General features: G+C 44.2%; 18 protein-coding genes. 10 read left to right on the top strand and 8 right to left on the bottom strand.

Annotated features, from left to right (window positions below; translation table 11 throughout):
- Positions 1-186 precede the first annotated feature (186 nt).
- The 3 genes from QSH61_RS22230 (at position 187) to QSH61_RS22240 (ending at position 2,516) form a co-directional block, all read left to right on the top strand.
- The gene (locus tag QSH61_RS22230) at positions 187-1,104 is read left to right on the top strand and encodes an esterase/lipase family protein (protein ID WP_206471769.1); all 918 of its coding nucleotides are present in this window, start codon (positions 187-189) and stop codon (positions 1,102-1,104) included.
- Positions 1,101-1,949, top strand: a complete 849-nt coding sequence (locus QSH61_RS22235) for a lipase secretion chaperone (RefSeq protein WP_102058287.1) — start codon at positions 1,101-1,103, stop codon at positions 1,947-1,949. Before QSH61_RS22230 ends, QSH61_RS22235 begins: the two co-directional genes overlap by 4 nt.
- 111 nt (positions 1,950-2,060) lie before the next feature.
- The gene (locus QSH61_RS22240; RefSeq protein ID WP_206471770.1) at positions 2,061-2,516 is read left to right on the top strand and encodes a hypothetical protein; all 456 of its coding nucleotides are present in this window, start codon (positions 2,061-2,063) and stop codon (positions 2,514-2,516) included.
- A gap of 78 nt (positions 2,517-2,594) precedes the next feature.
- On the opposite strand, the gene QSH61_RS22245 is transcribed toward QSH61_RS22240, so the two are convergent.
- Positions 2,595-3,527, bottom strand: a complete 933-nt coding sequence (locus QSH61_RS22245; protein WP_206471771.1) for a LysR family transcriptional regulator — start codon at positions 3,525-3,527, stop codon at positions 2,595-2,597.
- A 111-nt stretch (positions 3,528-3,638) separates the two neighbouring features.
- Between QSH61_RS22245 and QSH61_RS22250 the strand changes: the two genes are divergently transcribed.
- Positions 3,639-4,751, top strand: a complete 1,113-nt coding sequence (locus QSH61_RS22250) for a VarG family subclass B1-like metallo-beta-lactamase (protein ID WP_206471772.1) — start codon at positions 3,639-3,641, stop codon at positions 4,749-4,751.
- A 290-nt stretch (positions 4,752-5,041) separates the two neighbouring features.
- On the opposite strand, the gene katG is transcribed toward QSH61_RS22250, so the two are convergent.
- The 3 genes from katG to QSH61_RS22265 form a co-directional block, all read right to left on the bottom strand.
- On the bottom strand, positions 5,042-7,264 hold the full coding sequence (gene katG / locus QSH61_RS22255) for a catalase/peroxidase HPI (RefSeq protein WP_206471773.1): 2,223 nt from the start codon (positions 7,262-7,264) through the stop codon (positions 5,042-5,044).
- A 330-nt stretch (positions 7,265-7,594) separates the two neighbouring features.
- Positions 7,595-8,368, bottom strand: a complete 774-nt coding sequence (locus tag QSH61_RS22260; protein WP_206471774.1) for a class I SAM-dependent methyltransferase — start codon at positions 8,366-8,368, stop codon at positions 7,595-7,597.
- Between the two features lie 102 nt (positions 8,369-8,470).
- Positions 8,471-10,489, bottom strand: a complete 2,019-nt coding sequence (locus QSH61_RS22265) for a S9 family peptidase (RefSeq protein ID WP_206471775.1) — start codon at positions 10,487-10,489, stop codon at positions 8,471-8,473.
- A gap of 165 nt (positions 10,490-10,654) precedes the next feature.
- Between QSH61_RS22265 and QSH61_RS22270 the strand changes: the two genes are divergently transcribed.
- Positions 10,655-11,068, top strand: a complete 414-nt coding sequence (locus QSH61_RS22270) for a VOC family protein (RefSeq protein ID WP_174169629.1) — start codon at positions 10,655-10,657, stop codon at positions 11,066-11,068.
- Between the two features lie 119 nt (positions 11,069-11,187).
- Here the strand turns inward: QSH61_RS22270 and QSH61_RS22275 are convergent, their stop codons facing one another.
- From QSH61_RS22275 to QSH61_RS22290, 4 genes are all read right to left on the bottom strand, one after another.
- Positions 11,188-11,718, bottom strand: coding sequence for a GNAT family N-acetyltransferase (locus QSH61_RS22275; RefSeq protein WP_102058294.1), 531 nt, complete (start codon positions 11,716-11,718; stop codon positions 11,188-11,190).
- A gap of 62 nt (positions 11,719-11,780) precedes the next feature.
- Positions 11,781-12,509, bottom strand: coding sequence for a 5-oxoprolinase subunit PxpA (locus QSH61_RS22280; protein ID WP_206471776.1), 729 nt, complete (start codon positions 12,507-12,509; stop codon positions 11,781-11,783).
- A gap of 12 nt (positions 12,510-12,521) precedes the next feature.
- Positions 12,522-13,319, bottom strand: coding sequence for a D-glutamate cyclase family protein (locus QSH61_RS22285; protein WP_206471777.1), 798 nt, complete (start codon positions 13,317-13,319; stop codon positions 12,522-12,524).
- Positions 13,320-13,331: 12 nt separating this feature from the next.
- Complete coding sequence (locus QSH61_RS22290) at positions 13,332-15,128, bottom strand: glycoside hydrolase family 3 protein (protein WP_206471778.1); 1,797 nt, start codon at positions 15,126-15,128, stop codon at positions 13,332-13,334.
- Positions 15,129-15,296: 168 nt separating this feature from the next.
- Here QSH61_RS22290 and QSH61_RS22295 point away from each other — a divergent pair, with 168 nt between their 5' ends.
- The 5 genes from QSH61_RS22295 (at position 15,297) to QSH61_RS22315 (ending at position 21,224) form a co-directional block, all read left to right on the top strand.
- Positions 15,297-15,641 (top strand): VOC family protein, encoded by a 345-nt coding sequence (locus QSH61_RS22295; protein ID WP_010603872.1) that lies wholly within the window; start codon positions 15,297-15,299, stop codon positions 15,639-15,641.
- A 348-nt stretch (positions 15,642-15,989) separates the two neighbouring features.
- On the top strand, positions 15,990-18,215 hold the full coding sequence (locus QSH61_RS22300; protein ID WP_248298674.1) for a sensor domain-containing protein: 2,226 nt from the start codon (positions 15,990-15,992) through the stop codon (positions 18,213-18,215).
- Between the two features lie 190 nt (positions 18,216-18,405).
- Complete coding sequence (locus QSH61_RS22305; protein WP_206471779.1) at positions 18,406-19,320, top strand: alpha/beta hydrolase; 915 nt, start codon at positions 18,406-18,408, stop codon at positions 19,318-19,320.
- A gap of 52 nt (positions 19,321-19,372) precedes the next feature.
- Positions 19,373-20,308, top strand: coding sequence for an alpha/beta hydrolase (locus QSH61_RS22310; RefSeq protein WP_206471780.1), 936 nt, complete (start codon positions 19,373-19,375; stop codon positions 20,306-20,308).
- A 19-nt stretch (positions 20,309-20,327) separates the two neighbouring features.
- Positions 20,328-21,224, top strand: a complete 897-nt coding sequence (locus QSH61_RS22315; RefSeq protein WP_174169623.1) for an AraC family transcriptional regulator — start codon at positions 20,328-20,330, stop codon at positions 21,222-21,224.
- Positions 21,225-21,289: the final 65 nt, after the last annotated feature.

The following is a 21,289-nucleotide window of genomic DNA, read 5'->3' on the forward strand; positions in this document are numbered from 1 at the left end:
GCTTCTTTTGGGGGTACCCTGTGCGTGCTAACCTCTGGGCCTAGGTACTAACTTACACTGCCATTATTTACTTTTGTTTACGTAACATTCATCAAAATTTCATTTTTCACACTATTCTGGCTTGACCTCTGACCATTGTAATCTAAAGTTTATTTGTTACTAAATTGTAATAATTGGAGCAAGTACATGAAAAGGTTAATTCTCAGCGCCCTGCTTGGGTTGCTATCGATCGTTACCTCTCCCGCCCACAGCGGTGAGGAATTAGAGTATCCCGTGGTATTAGTTCACGGTCTGTTTGGTTTTGATAATCTGCTCGGAGTAGATTATTTTTATCGCGTACCACAAGTGATCCATGATGAAGGTGGGCAGGTTTATGTTGCAGAAGTATCATCAGCCCATAATTCAGAATTGCGTGGTGAGCAACTACTAGAGCAAGTTGCGTTGGTTCGAGCATTAACGGGTAAAGACAAAGTTAATTTAATTGGTCACAGCCAAGGTGCGCAAACTATTCGCTACGTTGCCTCAGTTAAACCTGAGTGGGTGGCCTCAGCGACTAGTATTGGTGGCGTAAACTGGGGTAGCCGTTTTGCTGATGTTGTTCGCGGTGTAGTAGACAATGGTTCATTTTCGGAGCAGTTTTTAGCGTCGCTTGCTAACGGCCTTGCGGGGTTGATTGATTTGCTATCTGGTAAAGCCACCGCACCAAAAGACGCACTCGAAGCACTAGGTGCTTTGACCACGGCTGGCACATTAGCATTCAACCAAAAATACCCAGAGGGTGTGCCAAGTCATTATTGTGGCGAAACGCAAAGTCTAGCGAGCAATGGCGTGCATTATTTTTCATGGAGTGGCAGCAAAGCATGGACCAACGTATTTGACCCCGCTGACAACGCACTTGCACTGTTCTCTCAAGTTTTTGATGAGGCCAACGACGGCCTAGTATCAGCTTGTTCTAGTAATTTAGGTCAGGTGATCAATAACCAATTCAAAATGAACCATTTAGATCAGGTAAACCACACCATTGGTATTCATCACTTGTTCGAAACAGACCCATTAACCGTTTATCGCCAGCATATTCGCCGCTTAAAAGGTTTGGCGCTATGAAAAAGTGGGGCCTTTTGCTAATCATTTTGACTATGCTGTCGCTGGTTTATATCGAGAGTGAACAGCAAGAGACGCCGCGTCATGTTCCCCGGTTCGCGGAGTTATCTGAGCTGAAAAATGATGCGCATAAGGTCCCACAACCCACAAGGAGTGCATCTGTAAGCGTACATTGTGAGACCATTAATAAACAGCATAAGCATCAAATCGACGATTGGCTTTTTGAGCTACAAAACCATAACCAAGCCGAGCAGTGGCAAGCTTATCTGGAATTATTACCACAATGCCTTCACGAAGTTGCAGGTCTCTACGTGCAATTTAAGCAGGCCTTAATTGATGTGGATACGCATCTTAATCTACTAGAACGTGTTGAGCTGCTACACGCACTGCAGCGGCAATTTTTTACGGATGAAGTGATAGCAGTTTGGTTTGAAGATGCTAATGCGTGGGATACTCAAGCTTTGAGTCGCTGGCAAATTTTGTCAGACGCATCTATATCTGAATCGCAAAAGCAGCAATTAATTGAGACGCATATCAGTGGGCTTCCAAAGCGTGAACAAGTGTTATTTCAAACCTCAGCCCAGTTACACACCCTAAACGCAAACTGGCAGCAAAAACACTATAACGAACTAAGTGCTGAATATGGCGATAAAGCCGCAACTCGTATACTTGAAGTCCAGAAGCAACAACAGCATTGGCAGCAAAAACTACAAAGCTTTATGCTGCAAAAGCAAAATATTCTAGCCGAGCTTGGTGATAGCCAAATCGCAAAAGAAAGAGTCGAGTTACTACTCAAACAAACCTTCACGGAGAACGAGCAAAAGCGAGTTGCTGTATTGGTTAAGTGATAATTTTTTAGTTATTGATAAGATGTATAGGCCGGTTACATGGAGCAGCCGAACCAGCAGCCATGAGCCCATCTTGATAACTGGTCAATACAATCAAACAAGCAGTAAAACATGAAAATTGAACCAAACCTGTGGCAGCTTTATTTACAAGTATATTTTCAACCGTTACGGCCAACCCGCTTTGATACACGGGGCGCTATCTTGAGCCTTTGGAATCCACATGGAAACGTACTTTGTGAAGATAAAAATCAGCGCTTATCACGATTTTGGCAAGGGGCTTTACAACGCGCAAATGTGCCTTATCAGTTGCTGTGGGGCGGTGATCAGCAAATGCAATATCGAGAGTTAAGTGTTTATATAAAGTGTGATTTAGCATCGGGGTTTCGGTGGGCGGCACGATTAAACCAATTGGGATTTTATTTTGTCGAAAATAATCACTTGCACCTCTATAACAGTAGCGATAAAGCACAAAGCGATGTGGTGACGGATAAGTTCGCATCTCGGCTTTGCTTTGTAGCATTGCCTAAAAATAACTCTGGATGTCTAGCTGCGCGAGGCGCTGTTTAGCCGTTTAATAACAGGGCTATCGATAAAGATAATGCTCAGTTGAGAGATCGAGTGAAGAGGCGATTCAATCAAGTTGCCTCACGCCGTTTCACCGATTTCTTCATCCACCAAGCTTTTTATTTCCTGCCTCACCCACTGGTGGATTGGGCTATTGTGATGAATGAGATGCCAAAATTGTTCAACTTGAAAATCGGCAGTGTGGAACGGTAAATCGGCTACCGTGATGTCATAACGTCTACTTAAATGAGTGACCAGACGCTTTGGTAAAGTGGCAATCAGATCCGTGTTAATCAATAACTCCGGCACCATCGAAAAATGTGGTAAAGATGCCACTACTTCTCGCTGAGCATCCAACCTTTTTAGCTCATGATCCATATCCGTTTTGCACAAGCCATTACCAGAAACGATGAGATGTCGGCTCTGGCAATAGCGCGCTAACGTCATAGGCTGATGAGCCCATTGATGCTGACAACACATTACTATGGCATAATTGTCATTAAATAAACGCTGTTTAAATACGTTGGTGGGTGTCTCATCTGTGGAATACAGTAATAAATCCGCCACCTTTTCCAAGTAGTCATGAAGCGGTATAAACGAGTTGTAAGACACAATTTGTAATTTCAAATTTGGAGCTCGCTGTTGCAAGCGCGCCAACAATTTCGGCACAATCATCATCATTTCGAAATCCAGCGCCCCTATAGTGAACACGCCCGAGTATTGCAGAGGGTCAAACTCATCATCCACCAACATATGACGAATAGTAGTGAGTGATAGCTCCAGTTCGCTACGAAGGCGCTCGCCTTTTGCAGTTAAACGGTACTCATTTTTCACCTTTACCAACAATGGATCACCAAATTGCTTTCGCAAGCGCATCAGGGCTCGGCTCACTGCTGGCTGGCTCATGTTTAATGCATGAGCGGCTTGACTAATATGCTTGTGGATCAACACCTTCTCTAAGATCGTTAACAGATTTAAGTCAATACTGCGTAGATTCAACTCAGGTACACCCATGCCATCACCGTATAAAATTATGCGTAAATGATCTACATACTATAACAAACATGCATTTTTGATATGTTTGTTTTTGTTTTATCTTTTTTTCATCTTATTGAGGAGAGAAAAATGAAACTACCCACCCTAGCTTTAACCCCTATTGCTGCTGCAGTGTTTACTTTTAATGTCAGTGCGTTAGGCCATGACCATAATAACCAACACGCGATTTTATTCCCTGGTGAAACGGCTCAAATCGAAGTTGAACCATCAGCAAAGCACTCGCTGAAAATCGGCCAAAAAATCAATAACCTTTATGAACGCCAGTTTGATGACAGTAAATTCACTGTACAGAAATTGGGTAAAAACACCTACTGGATCGGAGTAAATTACTACAACGCTACCGTTGTGGTGTCCAAAGACTCGGTGTTGCTGATTGACCCTCTTGGTGATGGTCGTATTGATGCGCTGTTTCGAGGTATTCAATCCATCACCAATAAGCCGATCACAGCTATTATGTACTCTCATTATCACCTAGATCATGTAGGTGGAGGTAATCAACTTATTGACTTAATTAAGAAAAATTACCCAAGGGTGGGGCGTGTCCGTGTTATCGCGAGTCAAACCGTTGCTGACAAGATCAACCTTCACGCTGAATTGAACGAAAACGGTGTGAGAACCCCTAAAGTTCCTGCACCAAATGAAGTGTACGATTTGAAAAGAGCTAGAACGGTCAAATTTGGCTCAATAAGGCTGAAGATGATGGCACCAGAAGGTTCTGGTCACACACCAGATAACACGATGATTCTAATTCCAAGCGATCGCGTGCTGCATTTCGCTGACATGATTAACCCTGATCAACTGCCGTTTTACAATTTCGCGGGAGCGGAAGATTTCCATGGTTACGAAGTGGATCTACAAAATCTTCTGAGGAAACCGCTCAGTAAGCACTGGAACTTTATTAATGGCGGCCATGGCAATATAGGCTCAAAAAAGGACGTAAAAGATCTGCTGGAATACATTGCTGATGTTAGAACGGAAGTCGGTAAACAATTAGAAGTTGCGCCCTACACCCCAATTTTTAGTGACGGCAACCACTTCGTTTGGTTCAAACGCTGGCAAGAAGAGATCATCAATAATGTGCATTCCGAGCTAGCGAACAAATATGGGCACATGTATGGTTTCGATTCAGGTGCGGTGGAAACCCACGCAGCCATCATTTTGGCTGATATGATTGATCATTAAGTTCACTCGGCGCGCTAAGCGCCGATTTTTTGTGCATCAACTAAATTGAAGAATCGGCTCTCTACCTGTTGCATAAAGCCAACTACCCATGGCCAGTAAGATAAATTATCAACCATATTTGTCTACCCGAGGGTCTCTAGTACCTGAAACTAATTTACAAATTGTCTGGTGAAAACACTGCGGGCATGTGGTGCGAAAACGCATGTTAGCTATATTTTGACCTTAGTAGATGTGCAGCACGAATAAAAAACAGGGCCTAAATCAGGCCCTGTTTGCGCTACTTAATTGGTTTATTTTAAGTCAAAGCGGTCTAGTTGCATTACCTTCACCCAAGCGGCGATAAAATCGTCTACAAACTTCTGTTTGGCATCGTCTGATGCATAGACTTCGGTAATTGCGCGAAGTTCAGAGTTAGAACCAAAGATTAAATCAACCGGTGTTGCCGTCCATTTTATCTCTCCAGTTTTACGGTCACGACCTTCGTATAAGCCTTCTTGCCCCTCTACTTTTGACCATTTAGTCGACATATCTAGCAGGTTAACAAAGAAGTCGTTGCTCAACTGACCTGGTTTGTCAGTAAATACACCGTGCTCTGCGCCTTTGTAGTTTGCGTCTAAGCTACGCAGGCCGCCTAATAGTACCGTCATTTCAGGTACAGATAAGTCCAGCATATTGGCTTTGTCTACTAACATTTCAGTTGGTGACATAAACGCTTCATCACTGTAATAGTTACGGAACGCGTCTGCCTTTGGCTCCAGATAGCTAAATGATAAGACGTCCGTTTGTGCTTGTGAGGCATCGGTACGGCCCGGTTTAAACGCTACATTTACTTTGTAACCTGCGTCGTTTGCGGCTTTTTCAACTGCTGCAGAACCACCTAACACAATCAAGTCGGCAATAGAGACTGCTTTTTTGCCAGCGCGCTTATTAAAGCGGGTTTGAATGTCCGTCAATGTAGCTAGCACTTTGTTTACTTCGTCAGGGTTGTTTACCTCCCAACTTACCTGAGGCTCGAGGCGTAAACGGCCACCGTTTGCACCACCACGCATATCAGTAACACGGTGGCTAGATGCTGCCGACCATGCCGTTCTGATCAGTTCTTGCTTTGTTAGACCTGAGTTCAAGATTGATTTTTTCAGTGCGCTGATGTCCTTGTTATCAATCATCTTGTAATCCGCTTTTGGAATTGGATCTTGCCAAGTCAGTACTTCGCTTGGTACTTCTGAACCCACATAACGGGCTCTTGGACCCATATCACGGTGGGTCAATTTGAACCAAGCCTTCGCGAACGCCAACTCATATTGCTTTGGATCTTTGCGGAAGCGTTCAATGACCTTACGATATTCAGGGTCAAATTTTAATGCTAAATCCGTGGTGAACATTATTGGTGCGTGGCGTTTACCTTCAATGTGGGCGTCTGGCACTAGGTTTGCCGCAGCTTTGTTGTCAGGGATCCATTGGGTCGCACCTGCTGGGCTTTTTGTCATTACCCAGTTGAAGTTCATTAGGTTGTCGAGATAATTGGTTGACCATTGAGTTGGTGTGACCGTCCAAGCCCCTTCTAAACCGCTTGTTGTGGTGTCTGCACCTTTACCCGTGCCGCATTTATTTTTCCAACCTAGGCCTTGTGCTTCAATCTCTGCTGCGGCTGGTTCTTTACCCACACAATCAGACGGCTTTTTCGCGCCATGTGCTTTACCAAAGGTGTGACCACCCGCGATAAGTGCGACCACTTCTTCGTCGTTCATGGCCATGCGACCAAATGACATGCGAATATCTTTTGCGGCAAGTAATGGGTCTGGTTTACCGTGTGGGCCTTCAGGGTTGACATAAATAAGTCCCATTTCAACTGCTGCCAATGGGCCCTTTAGTTTACCTTTTTTGTCACGACGCTCGTCTTTTAAGAAAGCATCTTCTGGCCCCCAATAAACTAAATCAGGTTCCCAATCGTCTTGACGGCCACCGGCGAAACCAAAGGTCTTAAAGCCCATTGACTCAAGCGCAACGTTGCCTGCTAAGACCATTAAGTCTGCCCACGATAGGCTACGGCCGTATTTTTGTTTAATCGGCCACAATAATCGTCTTGCTTTGTCTAAGTTCGCGTTATCAGGCCAGCTGTTTAACGGATCGAAACGTTGTTGGCCACCTGCCGAGCCACCACGGCCATCGTGTACACGATAGACCCCAGCGCTATGCCATGCCATACGGATCATAAAGGGACCATAATGACCCCAGTCGGCAGGCCACCAGTCTTGCGAATCAGTGAGTGTTTGCTCAATGTCTTTTTTGACTTGCTTAAGATCTAGTTTGCTAAATTCAGCGGCATAGTCAAAGCTTGCGCCATAAGGGTTGGATTCTGGGCTGTGTTGTCTTAATGGGCTTAGGTTTAGTTGTTCTGGCCACCAAAATTGGTTGGTTTTCGCTTCGCTCATTGCAGCAAAGCTCGGGGCTGATAGCGTTGTTGTTACTGCGAGCGTTACGGCAGACAACATCGTTCTAGATTTTCTATTCATGGGGTTTTCCCTCGTAATTAAAGTGTGTCTCAAACTGCGTGTTAAACTTTAGTTCACAAATTAAAAAGAGAAAATCCAGAAAAACAAATTGGTATGTTCGGAAAAATAAATCGATAAAAAATCTAACTTATCAAAGTGTTATATTTATTTTCTATAGCAAGAATATTTTTGAAGTAAAACTTTAATTTAGTCTTTTGCAATAATTGGCTTAAAACAGAAAGCTTGTAAGATCATATTGAATTTTGGTAGCTAGCTAGGTGCACAAAGATAGTGCTTAATAGTCTCGTAATTGTATTGGGTATGAAAAAATATACGGCGGAGTAATGAGTCCTACTCCGCTTTATTCGCCAATATTGAAAATAGCAATGGAACTTGATGCCCTTTACTCAATAACTGAAAGCCTTGTCCAGACACTGCCTCTAAACCTTCAAAGCAGTTATATGGACTAAAAGGGTGCTCATCGAAGTGGGTAATTGTAAGACCAGCTTGCATTAAGGACTGCATCACTTCGGCGATTGAGTGTGGCCAAGTCGCAATGGTTTGTTTGCTATCTTGGTGGTTTTCGGTATAGGTTGATTCTTCGCTAATATCAGGCTGAGTTTGTGGGAAATAAGGGTAACCCAAATGAAGGTCAATGCTTGGGTGAAACTCCACGAAACAAAACTGACCGCCGGGCTTCAATGCACGGGCAATAGTGGCAGCCCACTGAGATAAATCTTGCAACCAGCAGATGGTGCCATAGGATGCAAAGACAATGTCGAATTGTGTGGTATTCTCAAGCCCAAATTGCGCGATATCCTGACAGATAAAACTGGCATCAAGCCCAGTTTGCTGAGCCAATGTATTTGCTCGGGTAATGGCTTCTGTCGAAAAGTCGACACCTGTTACCTTAGCCCCCAGCCTTGCGAATGACAGGCTATCTAAGCCGAAGTGACATTGTAGGTGAAGCAGACTCTTGCCTGATACATCACCAAGTAGCTCACATTCAATGGGATTGAGCGAAGAGGTACCTTGCAAAAAGCGATTGACGTCATAAAACTCAGAGTCAAAATGTGCCTTGGCTCGTTCTTCCCATGCCGCACGATTGAGAGAGACATAATCCATATTGAATTCCCTATTTTTGTGGATTTTCTTTAACAATAAACAAGTTAGATAAATTAGTAAAGAAACCGAGGCAAGGCTGCCCCGGCTTGGTTGGGATCCCGTTTATTTCTTCGGATCGTGCTTGTCGAACCACCACTGAATATAAGCCACTTTGTTTAGCAGGTTGGATGGCCTTTTGGTGATTCCGTGTGAGGCATCTGGAATTCTGACCATAGCTGTTTCTACACCTTGTAGCTTAAGCGCCTGATAATACTGCTCGGTTTCTGAAATTGGTGTACGATAATCCGCTTCACCTGTCAGTAGCATGGTTGGGGTTTTTACATTACCCACATAGCTAATAGGCGAGCGTTTCATATAATGTTCCATGTGCTCCCATGGTTTTCCTGGGAACCAGTAGTCCGCAAAAAATGGATAGAAATCTGCAGTTAATACAAAGCTATACCAGTTAATCACCGGCTTTGCCACGACCGCTGCTGCGAATCTATCCGTGTGACCGACAGTCCACGCAGTGAGTACGCCGCCACCTGAACCGCCCGTAACAAACAAGCGGTCTTTGTCTATATAGCCTTCGCCAATCAGGTGATCGACACCTGTCATTAGGTCGTCAAAGTCATGGCTTGGGTAGTTATGGTGGATAGTTTGAGCAAACTCTTTGCCGTAGGAGTCGCTGCCTCGTGGATTCATGTAAAGCACGACGCTGCCTTGGGCGGCAAAAAGTTGTACTTCGGCGCTAAAATGTGGGCCATAGTTCGCAACTGGGCCACCGTGGATCTCAAGTACGAGCGGATACTTTTTAGATTTATCGAACCCAGGAGGGTAGGCGACCCAAGCTTGAATTGGCAGTTGATCATGTGTCGACTTTAGCCAAACTTCTTCAACTTTTGCCAGTGTTTTATCGCCAAGGGCATCTTCGTTAAGCTTTGTAATTGGTCTTGGCTCGCCGCGTTTTACAATTGCGACATCGGCAGGGCGCTGGGTATCTGCAAGTGTAAAAGCCACTAGTCCACGATCACTGATGGCATAGTCACCACCTGAATAGGGGCGACCAAAACTAACACTACCAATGGCATCCGTTATCTGCTCAAAACGCCCTTTTAGCGGCTGGTAGCCAAGTGTGGTTTTCCCTTCACTGTCGTAACTTACATAGACGCCACGGCTGTTGGCGGCCCAAGTGATAGAGGCAAGGCTTCTATCTAAATCGGCTGCATAGGTTTTGGTTTCGCCTGATTTGAGATCTTTGACATAGAGTAGGCTATTCTCGTAATTGGTTTTTTTATCATCATAACCAAGGTAAGCCAGATAGCGGCCATTAGGTGACACCTCTGGGTGATTATCTGGGCCAACTCGGTCAGTTACCGCTGTGATTTCAAGCGAGTTTAGGTCTAGCTTATAGACTTCGCTGTTGGTTGGGTTTAATTGGTTATCCTTGTGGCGATTAGCCGAAAAATACAGTGCCTTTGCGTCATCAGCAAAACTCAGTTCGCCGCCATGATCAAAGTTGCCTGAGGTTAACTGTTTTGCGTTGCCACCGTTGGCGTCAATTTTGAAAATATGATTAAAGCCCGGTTCGGTATAACCAGCACCGTCGGCGCGATAATATACCTCATCGATAAATACGGGTGGTTTTGCCCATTCTGCCCCCTTGGGTTTTCCTGTAACAGATATCGGTGGTGCCTTTTGGCTGGGAACAAACTGGCTAAAGTATAAGCTTTTACCATCTGGTGACCAATGTAGTCCTGATGGTCCATGAGCTAAATTGCTGATCTTGGCAATGGCACCGGTTGCTAACCATTTCACATAAATTTGGCTGCTACCGTCGCGAGTAGAAACAAAAGCGATGCGATCATTACTAGGCGACAGCACAGGAGAATAATCCATGTGCAATCCAGAGGTAACTGGCTGCATTGCATTGGTAGCAAGGTCTACAGACCAAATATTACCGACTTTTCTATCACTTTTGATATCCATGCGGTTGCGCACGAAGAAGACTTTGTCACCGTCATTGGTGATGTCAATTTGATTAGCATATTCAAGATTAAATATATCGGTTGGCTCAAGCGATGCGGCTTGCACAGCGCAAGCTGAGCTTGCAATAGCGACGCCTGCTAGAAAGTATTTCATGACTCATCCTGTTTCTAATTATCATTTCCACTATGCGCCATATTGCAGCTTAATCAACTCTTTGCGGTGAACAAATTAAAAATCTATAAAAAGTGCTTTACCTCAACTTAGCTTGCGGTTTTATCGTTGCCAGCAGTTAACGAAATTTATAATGAAGAGGATGATATGTACTTAGAACACGTAAATTTGGTAGTTAGCGACCTAGAAGAGGTGCTTCACTTTTATCGCGCCGCATTTCCTCACTGGAAAGTTAGAAGCAAAGGGCAAGGCGAGTGGTACGGCAAAGCACGAACATGGCTGCACTTTGGTGATGACTATCATTATATAGCGTTTAGCGATCACGGTGAGGGTCACAACAGAGCACTCGAAGGTCACCAAGTCGGCTTGGCACATTTTGCCTATGTGGTTCAAAGTATCGAGCGTGTCGTTAATAGGCTAACCGAAGCGGGTTATGCGGTCGATAAAGTCGGGGCGCAGCATCCACACCGAAAAAACGTTTACTTTATTGATCCAGCTGGATATGAAATTGAGTTTGTGGAATATATGAGTGATCTGCCTTCTGAGCGTAATAGTGATTAACTTGCTAAGAAGCGTAAGTGTTACCCATGTTATAGCTATAGCGAGTGGTTAGAATGAGGGAGATCTAGTGTTTTTAAAAACAAATGATCCGCCCTCATTTGGTGAGTACCGCTCTGTTATTACTTAAGCAACCCAAACTTCTCGTCATTTACCCACTCACCGTTAATTTGGAAGTTATGTTTTAGCGTGCCTTCAAGCTCAAATCCTAGTTTTTTGAGTAAATGGTGAGAGGCATGATTTCCTTGGGTAACGGTGGCGATGAGCTTGTGGTAATTACATTCGTGCAAGGCAAAATCAATGACGGCTTTAGAAGCTTCAAAGGCGTAACCCTTTCCTTGAAATTCGGGGGAAAGCATAAAACCTAACTCGGCCTGTTGAAATGGGGCCCACATACTTAAAAATCCGTGTAGCCCGATTGGGGTCGCTGTGGCCGTTTCTTCAATCACTAAGGTGAGCCAGGTGTTATCTTCTTTGTGCCACTGCCCAAGTCCGGCGCTTAAACCACGGTTAAACTTTTCACGCAGCGTAGCTTCATCGGTAATCTCACCGATGAAACGCATGACATCTGGTTGTTGATGAAGTTCTAACCATAGCGGCCAATCTGTATTAAGTATAGGTCTTAAGGTAAGTCTTTCTGTTGTGAGCTGCATGTAAAGTCCTTTCGCTTAGTTAACTTTCACTTATTAAACATGTACGGCCAGACTATCACAAATTATTGATTTATCACGTTTCTTATTTCTTCAATTAAGGCAATGCTCGCCTCGTTGTCACCGTGAACGCATAAGGTGTCGGCACGTAAGGAAAGTGACTTCCCACTTGCAGTTGTAACACTGCCTTGCTGGTGTAATTGCTTAACTTGCGCAAGTAGTGCTGATTTGTCATGTACTGCGCCCGCTTCAGAGCGGGGAGTCAGTAAGCCTTCATCGGTGTAAAGCCTATCGGCAAAGGCTTCAAAAATCAGTGATACGTTATAGTCGTCGGCGAGTTGTTGGTGACTTGCTTGTTGCGCAGTGGCTAGCACCATCAACTTAAGCTCACTTGGATAGTGTGAAATGGCCCTGATAACACAGCTTAATATCCTTTGTGACTTCATCATATCGTTATAAAGTGCGCCGTGTGGTTTTACATAACTTAGCGTCAAGTCTTGCACCTTTGCCATCCCTTCAATTGCGGCAATTTGGTAATGTAAGGTGTTGATGATCTCTTGCTCTGAGAGTTGCATTGAGCGGCGGCCAAACCCTTGGCGGTCTGGATAGCTTGGATGTGCGCCAAGCGTCACTTGATGCGTGTTGACCAGCTTTAGTGTTTGCTCGAGTACATCAGGATCTCCTGCGTGAAAACCGCAAGCGACATTGGCCATGTCGATATGCGGCATTACGTGTTCGTCTAACCCCATTTTCCAAGCGCCAAAGCTTTCACCCAAGTCGCAATTTAATAACATGCTTATTTCCTACTACGTTACTGCAAGCTCTAAATCTTGTCTATCTGTCACCAATAAATGGTGTGGACTATTCATAATACAAAACTCAGGTGCCGCTTTTGCTATGGCTAACTGAGCTGTTAGGCTGGAACCCCAAAAAACCGGAAGCTGCCCCTCTTTACAAATCAATGGCTCGCCAAAATTAGGCTTGCTAAGATCTTTGATCCCAACCTCATTAGGTTCACCAAAATGAAGTGGCAACGCATAGGGAAGTCGGCTCAGTGTTGCCGCTTGAATGGCACTAATAAGATTTTGCTTGGTTAATGGGCGCATCGCCAATATTTGATTCGCCTCGTACTTATCTACTGAATTGCAAGGCAAATTACTGATGTAGAGTGGTAAAGGCGTGGTTGGATTCGCCGATGGCGGGTTTATTCCATACTGCGCGAGTAAGTTATCAAAAGAAAGATAACTGGCAAAAGCAAAGGTAACTAAATCGTCGCGCCAGTGCTCTTCTATATTATGGCATTCTTGGGCGAGCTGGCCATGCTTTAAAATCTGATACTTGGGGAGGTGGTAGCGAATGTCTATATCTTTCCCCAAAGTGTCAAAGTTAAAATTACCCGGCTCGCTGGGCGGAATAATTAGCTTGCAAACAGATTGATTACTCTCACAAAAGCGAAAGAATGAATATGCTTCGCTTTGTGGCAAAATAATCACATTACATTGTGTGAACCCAGGCACGAACCCTTTAGTAGGGCCCGTATAATCACCATCCTTGATCAATTTTCTTATTGCATGTGGTGCACTTAAAGAAGCACTGGGATCCATAGATTCCTCCAATTAGTGGTTTACTGTAACAGGCAGTGAACCTTCCGCATTCGCTATTCCTAAAATCACTTTGGCCAGCGCCGTGTAGGCAGGCCCAGCTACTTTTTTATCATGATTTACGTCTACATTATAAGCATAACTTGCTAATACTGCGTTACTAAGAGGGCCAAAGGTACTAATTTCGTATGGTGCTCTTAGGCTGATAAATAGCTGCTTTTTACCCAGTTTCTGACCGTATTGCAGTAATGCTTTCAGCGCCTCAGGTTGTACATTACGCGCCACCCCATGCTCTCGTAACTTTTTTACATCATCCATGCCGCCAATTTCTACCGCACTTTGCGGTGGTGATGCATGTGCGGCGATTATCACGTCGGCCTGTTTAATTGCATCATGTGCAATGTTTGGGTCGTAGGCTTGTAGGCTTGTACAAGAAAGTGTGAGCGAATTTTTGCTGTATGTTTGTAACGCTTGCTCCAGTGCAAAACATTTTTGTCTGTCAGGCATGATAAGGTGAACAACTTGTGCGTTATCTCTGAGCGGCAATACACCATCATTTTTTACTTCGGTGATAGCCGCTAGTGCAAGCTCTGCTTCTAAGCGACGATGGCTTGGATTACCCAGTGTTGAATTGGCAATGGCCAAAGAAGCGCTCGATTTTGGCAGCTTTGTCTTGAGCTTAGCGATACGCGCCATAGAACTGCTAAGTTGTTCTTGGTTTAGTTTATTGGTATCCAGTGCTTCGGCTAGCTGAGCCATATATTGCTCAAAGCGTTTGATGTCTGCACGATTGCGAATAGCAATAGGCATTAGCGCGATATCCACGCCGGCATTAAACGTTTCAATTGTAGCATCGACTGGGTTAAAAAAGTCGCTGATCCCAGCCATATCTAGCGCATCGGTGACGGTCACGCCTTGGTATCCCAACTCGTGTCTCAGTAGTTGTGTCATGATCTGATAAGACATAGTCGCAGGCCTTATCATGCTCTCACCTTGAGAGTTGACGACTTTACTGTTGTCGAGCGCCGGATATTGAATATGGGCAGTCATTATCATGCCAGGAGGCGATGCTTTGATTATCTCGGCAAAGGGCAATAAATCTTGCTGGTTAATTTTGTCGCGGTCGTGATCAACACGAGGTAGTCCCGTGTGGCTATCAACATGTGTATCACCGTGGCCAGGAAAATGCTTTAGCGCAGAGAGAACGCCTGCGGCCTCAAATGCTTTTACCTGAGCAAGACCTAATTTGGCGACCACTTTTGGATTTTCCGAGAATGAACGCACATTGATCACCGGGTTGTTCGGGTTGCTGTTCACATCTACCGTTGGGGCGAAGTTTACGTTGATCCCTAAGCTATTTAGCTCCTTTCCAATTGCGCTTGCCACTTTGGTTGCGTAAGTATCACCCTGTTTTGGATAGGTTGCTCCAATACTCATATTGCCGGTAAACGACGTTGCTTGTTCACGATTTATTCGCGCAACACGGCCACCTTCTTGATCTATGGCAATAAATAAAGGAAGTTGACTTTTACTTTGTTGTGCCGCACTTTGCAAAGCATTGGTTAGACTGACGATTTGCGCGGTGTTTTGCACATTTTCGGCGAACAAAATAGCGCCGCCGATGTCGTATTTACTAATTAATTCGGACAGCTCAGGCGGTAAAGTTGTCATCGCTGCTCTACAATCTCCACTCGGCCTTTTGCTTTCACCGCAGTAATAGCGGAAATCGAGCATAAGCTTTTGTCCAAGCATTTGCGAAGTGGTCAGTGGCACTTGTGCTGCTGTTGCGTGAGCTGAAGTGATGAAACTCATGAATGTGATAGTTCCTAAAGTAGTGAGCAGAGATAATAATCGCACAATCAATAATAAACGCTGAATAAAATTGCCTACACTTTAACATTGATTTAGAAGCGACTACAAAATGCTTTCTATTAGGCAATAACAGCATAAATGAAGCACAGATTTTAAAAGGAATAAAAAATGAACAACCATATAAACTATGTAGAATTAGCAGCAAAAGACTTAGTAGCAACACAAGCTTTCTTCGAGCAGGTGTTTGATTGGCAATTTGAATCTTACGGGCCAGATTATATTGCGTTTGCAAATTCAGGCCTTGATGGCGGCTTTTTCCGAGCCGATGTGTCTTCTAAACAAGCGCAAGGTGGAGCGCTCGTAGTGTTGTACAGCGATGAATTGGAAGCCGTGCAAAGCAAAGTAGAGCAAGCGGGCGGAGAGATAAGCAAGGCTATATTTGAATTTCCTGGCGGTCGTCGCTTTCACTTTATTGAGCCGAGCGGCAATGAATTTGCGGTGTGGTCTAAATAACTTGAGTTTAAAAATAATTAGTTGACATATTCCTTATTCAAACCTCAGCTTAAATAACCAGGCGATGTGCTGTAAAGCCCCTTTACAGCACACGTAAATACTGAAGTTTTACTGCAATAATCTTTCGTTTTCAGAACAGATAAAAACTTGAATTCGTTGCTATTGTGAACAATAGTTATTAAACACTGATGCAAACATCTCTTTGTGTTTGATACCTGCTTACTGCGTAATCAGCCGATAGACTTATCTAACGAGTTTAGATTCAGCGTAGAAGTGCCGATAGCAAGGGCAATCATTTTACAAAACACCGCTAAATGCATCTTCACCATACTTAGGTTTGATTAGGCAATGAGACGGATATTCTTAGTTGTTGGTATTTTACTCTCCTTAACCATGCTTATGGCCGATAAATTGGGCTTATTCTTACTGTCACCAGTGACTTTTATCATCATCATCGCTTTAGTTTTTTTGTTTGTAGCACTGCTTTGGTGGCAAGCTCAAGATACTAAAAAAATTATGGTTGATGATGACTCTACCGTGCCACAAGCGGTGTTAGACAGCGATGGCGTTATTCTACAAGCCAATGACCAAATGCAATCCATACTGGGTGTTGGCAGCACAGTAATAGGGTTAAAACTTGAAAATTTAATCGCTGTGAGCGGTAACATCCATAGCGAGGGGAAGAGTGGTGCAACAAGCATGTTCGAAGCGCTTGTTATGCAAAGTTATGGTAATTGCACGACTAAACACAGTGGCAAAGTTATTAGTCCTGTTACTTTACCAATTAAAGTCGCGGATACCGTTACAGGGTATCTCTGTTATTTTAATACTAGCAACAGAGAAAACCGCCTCGCTCAAGCACTAGAAGAAGAAAAGGAATTGCTCGAAGTGACGCTGAGCTCTATTGGTGATGGCGTGATCTGTACAGACGTAAATGGCGTGATCACTTATATTAATCCAGTCACAGAAGCCATTCTCGCGATGTTAAATGAAGAAGTGGTCGGGCGGCGATTTGATGATGTGATGTCTATGTATCACGAAGAAACCAAAGCTTCGGTGAATCAATTCCCTGAACTTTGCCTAAAGCAAGGCCATACCATTTGTTTACCTGAACTCACTTCCATCACCAATCATCTTGGTCTTACCTTTGCTATCCAAGATTCCTTCTCTCCTATTATAGCTAAAGATGGCAGCTACCTTGGCACTGTAATGGTCTTTCAAGATGTGACAGAGTCGAGATTGATGGCGAAAAAAATGAATCACCTAGCTCATCACGATGCATTAACTGGGTTACCCAATCGCTTATTGCTGCATGACCGTTTAGTGCAGGCTTGTAAACGAGCCAAGCGCATGAGTCACCAGTTTGCTTTGGTATTTATTGACGTCAACAAATTCAAAAAAATCAACGACTCACTGGGGCACGATTATGGCGACTTATTACTCAAAGAAATTGCGAGTCGATTAACTCAGCAAATTCGAGGGTGCGACACCGTTGCCAGAATGGGGGGCGATGAATTTGTGTTACTCATTGACGGGATCCAAGATAAAAAATACGTACGTAAGGTCGTGAGCAAAGTATTGAGTAGCGTTAATGGACAATATTGTTTGCGCCAAGTTAGTCTAAAAGCCACGGTGAGTGCTGGCGTTGCAATTTACCCTGATGATGGTGACAACACGGAAGCTTTGTTAAAGCATGCTGATACCGCAATGTATCGAGCTAAAAAAGCCACACAAACGGAGTTTCAATTTTATAACGCACGCCTAGATCACGAGTCGGAGCAGCGTTTAGTGCAAGAAAGTCGGATCATTCAGGGATTAGATAATCGAGAATTTATTCCTTATTACCAGCCTATTGTCGATGCGCATACCCGCAAGATTAAAAAACTTGAAGTGCTCGCAAGGTGGCAGCAAGATGACCAATTGTTGGTACCTGAAGACTTTTTTGAAGCGGCATGTGATGGCGATCTAATGGTAGAAATTGGGCAACAGCTCAGAACACTGGCCTTTCAGGCGATGAAAACATGGTTTTACGAGTACGATAATCTCGTGGTTAGCTTTAATTTTTCGCTTGCTGAACTAACCAATAAAACTGTAATAAAAAACTTTATGGAGCAGGCTGCGCAACATCAGTTGCCATCTCGGCAAATTGAAATAGAAATCAAAGAAGTTGACCTGATAGAGCTACTTGATAAAGCACCGGAAGTGATGGCGGAATTGGAGCAAACCGGTATGCGGATCTCGATTGATCATTTTGGTGTTGGGCATACCAGCATGCTGTACTTGCAAAAACTTACGTTTGAAACCATTAAAATTCCACCGGCTTTCCTTGCGACCCCTCAGTCGGTTGCTTCACAAAATGATATTGCAAAATTGATTGTACAGATGGCAAAGAGCTTGGATGTAGAATGTGTAGCGGTAGGTGTTGAGACCGCGTTGCAGGCTAAGTCTCTTAATCTCAATGGCTGTCACCTTATCCAAGGCAACCACCTTTTTGCTCCTGCCCCAGAGTCAGAGATCACCCCGATTCTCAGTACCCATATGAGCATAGAACGGCGCAGATTAGGTCAAAACTAGGTACATTCTAGTAACTCAAATCTTTATCGTTTATGCGGTATGTAAGTACTTTTCGTTGAAATAGACAAACACCTCATCATTTTAGGCAAACATTCATAATTACGCTTACCTATACTAGATAGCAACAAAGCGCAGTGTTCTTGGCAATGTATATCAGCGCATTAGTCACATTTATTTTTGAGGGTTTCACATGAACAAAGTTACTTTTCCAAACACAAATGGCTTAGCTATCACGCTTTCAGGTTTACTCAATTTACCTACAGAGTTTGACGAGTTGAAGACTTATCCTGCCATTGTTGTTTCTCATCCCGGTGGTGGCGTAAAGGAACAAACTGCTGGCACCTATGCATCTAGATTGGCGGAGCAAGGGTTCGTTACCATCGCCTACGATGCTTCATATCAAGGGGAAAGTACGGGTGAGCCTCGTCAATTAGAAAACCCACATGTGCGTACCGAAGATATCAGTGCAGTGATTGATTACCTTACGACCCTGCCATTTGTTGATAACGATCGAGTTGGTGTCATGGGAATTTGTGCTGGTGCTGGCTATTCGGCGAATGCAGCAATCAATGACCAAAGAATTAAAGCGGTTGGTATGGTTAGTATGGTAAATATTGGACAAATGTTTAGAAATGGTTGGGATAATAGCGTAGCTGATGCACTTGCTATGCCTTATATTCAGGCGGGGTCTGACGCTCGCTCTGCTGATGCAAATAGCGATGAAACAGCAACAATCCCTTTAGCACCCCTTAGAGAAGAGGATGCCCCTAACGAAGAACTTCGCCAAGCGTGGGAATACTATCATACAGCGCGAGCCGCACACCCTACTGCGCCAGGTTTTGCAACTGCGCGAAGCCTGACTCAAATCATTACATACGATGCTTTTTTTAAGTCTGAAGCCTTCCTTACCCAACCTCTACTTGCGGTAGTTGGCAGTGTTGCAGGTAGCAAATGGATGAGCGATGACCTGATAGCAAGAGCGGCTTCAACGGACAAAGCCATGCATGTTGTTAACGGAGCAAACCACATGGAATTGTACGATGGCGAAGCGCAAGTCAATGAAGCCGTAAGCGTGTTAACAGCGTTTTTCAAACGTACGCTTTAGGTTTGGCTGTAAAAGGGTAATTACCACTCGTTACTTGGAATTGGAGATAACAATGGTTCAGCAAGAAATTACGTTTAGAAATAGAGACATGGCTTGGGATATCGCCGCACTGATGCTAACCCCAAATGACTTTAATCCCTTGAACAAATACCCAGCGGTAGTGTCAGTACATCCGTTTGGTAGCTGTAAAGAGCAAACGTCGAGTGCTATCTACGGACGAGCACTGGCCGATGCTGGCTATGTGGTTATTGCTTACGATGCCAGCTTTCAGGGTCGTTCGGGAGGACTACCGCGATACAAGGAAGATCCGCATCAGCGAGTTGAAGATATTAGCCATGCAATAGATTATCTTGTTACCTTAGATTTCGTGGATGCAAACCGTATTGCTTCACTTGGGATCTGTGGCGGCGGTGGTTATGTATTTAATTCAGCGCTTACAGAGAAAAGGATAAAAGCCGCGATCGGTGTGACGCCCGTTAACCTTGGTCGTTTATTCCGTGAAGATTTCTTTGAATTTAATCCTTTAGGTACGCTTGAGGCGATATCACAGCAGCGTACCGCGGAAGCATTGGGGGCTGAAGGGCAAGTAAATGAGCTGCTACCGCCAAGCCTAGAATTTGCTAAACAAAACGGCTTAACGGAGCGTGATGTTTTTGAAGCGACCGAGTATTACAAAACAAAACGAGGCCAAGCTGAGGGCGGTGCAACGCGGATGTTGTTTTCGCACGCGCACAAAATTTTAAGTTGGGACGCGTTCGCATATGCTGAAACGTTGATGACACAGCCTATGATGGCCATTGTTGGCCAAAAGGTAGGTGCGTTTGGCGCTTACCGTGATGGTAAGGCAATATACGGGAAGTCATTTGCTTCGGCAGACAGGCAATTGGTTGAATTATCAGAGTGGTCTCATTACGATCTTTATGATCATCCAGAAGCCGTTGCGTTAGCCGTGGAGCAAATTATTCCATTTTTAGCTAAGCATGTGTAAGCACTAAGGGGGAGGTTAAATGGTTGAGGATTATCGTGAACTCGTGAAGCCACTGGCACAGTGTGTACTGCTGTGTTGTAAAAAGTCCGGAGATCATGAGAGCCAAGTACAAAAGCTCTCCATGCATATTCGCAGTGCCCCAACAGAGCCATTACATTGTATTTATACGTTGAGTTTGGCGGTGGTGCTTCAAGGTACAAAGCAAATCTCGATAGATAACGAAATTTTGTTTTGCTCCGCAGGCCAAGCTATGCTGACGACGTTTGATTTACCGCTCATTTCTCATGTGACCGAAGCCTCTCGCCATCACCCCTTTGTTGGTATGCTTGTTAAACTCGATTACAACCTTATTTTGCAAACTGCGGCGGAGCTCAACTTAAGTAAGCCCGCAAAGCAGTCAGTCTCCAAATCTATCTCAATACATCATATTGATGCAGGCTTAACCGATGCATTGTCTCGATTATTTTCTCTTGAGTACGACGCAAATTTAAGAGATAGCTTAGCGCCGCTTATTGAAAAGGAAATCGTCATTAGATTGCTACAGGGGCCGCATGCTGAGATCTTAACTCGGTTGGCTTTTGAGGGGTCTGCAAGCAGTCAAATTGTAAAAGCTGTGAGCTGGCTTAAAACCAACTTTATGCGACCAATTGAAATCAATGAACTGGCAGAGCGAGTGCACATGAGTGCGTCTTCTTTTCGGCAGCATTTCAAAAGTACCACAGGCACAAGCCCATTACAGTATCTTAAGACCCTGCGTTTACAAGAAGCGCGAGAGCAAATGTTGATTAATGGTTTAGATGCCAACCAAGCTAGTGGTGTGGTGGGTTATGAGAGCCCGTCGCAGTTCAGCCGTGAGTACAGTCGATTATTTGGATTACCACCGCAAAAAGACATTCAAAGACTTAAATTGAGCTAAGTTTAATAAAAATATTCCTAAAACTTTCCCTTCGTTCGTTTATAGATTTACAGAGCTTCACTCAC

This window comes from Pseudoalteromonas sp. JC3, assembly GCF_030291895.1.
GTDB lineage: Bacteria > Pseudomonadota > Gammaproteobacteria > Enterobacterales > Alteromonadaceae > Pseudoalteromonas.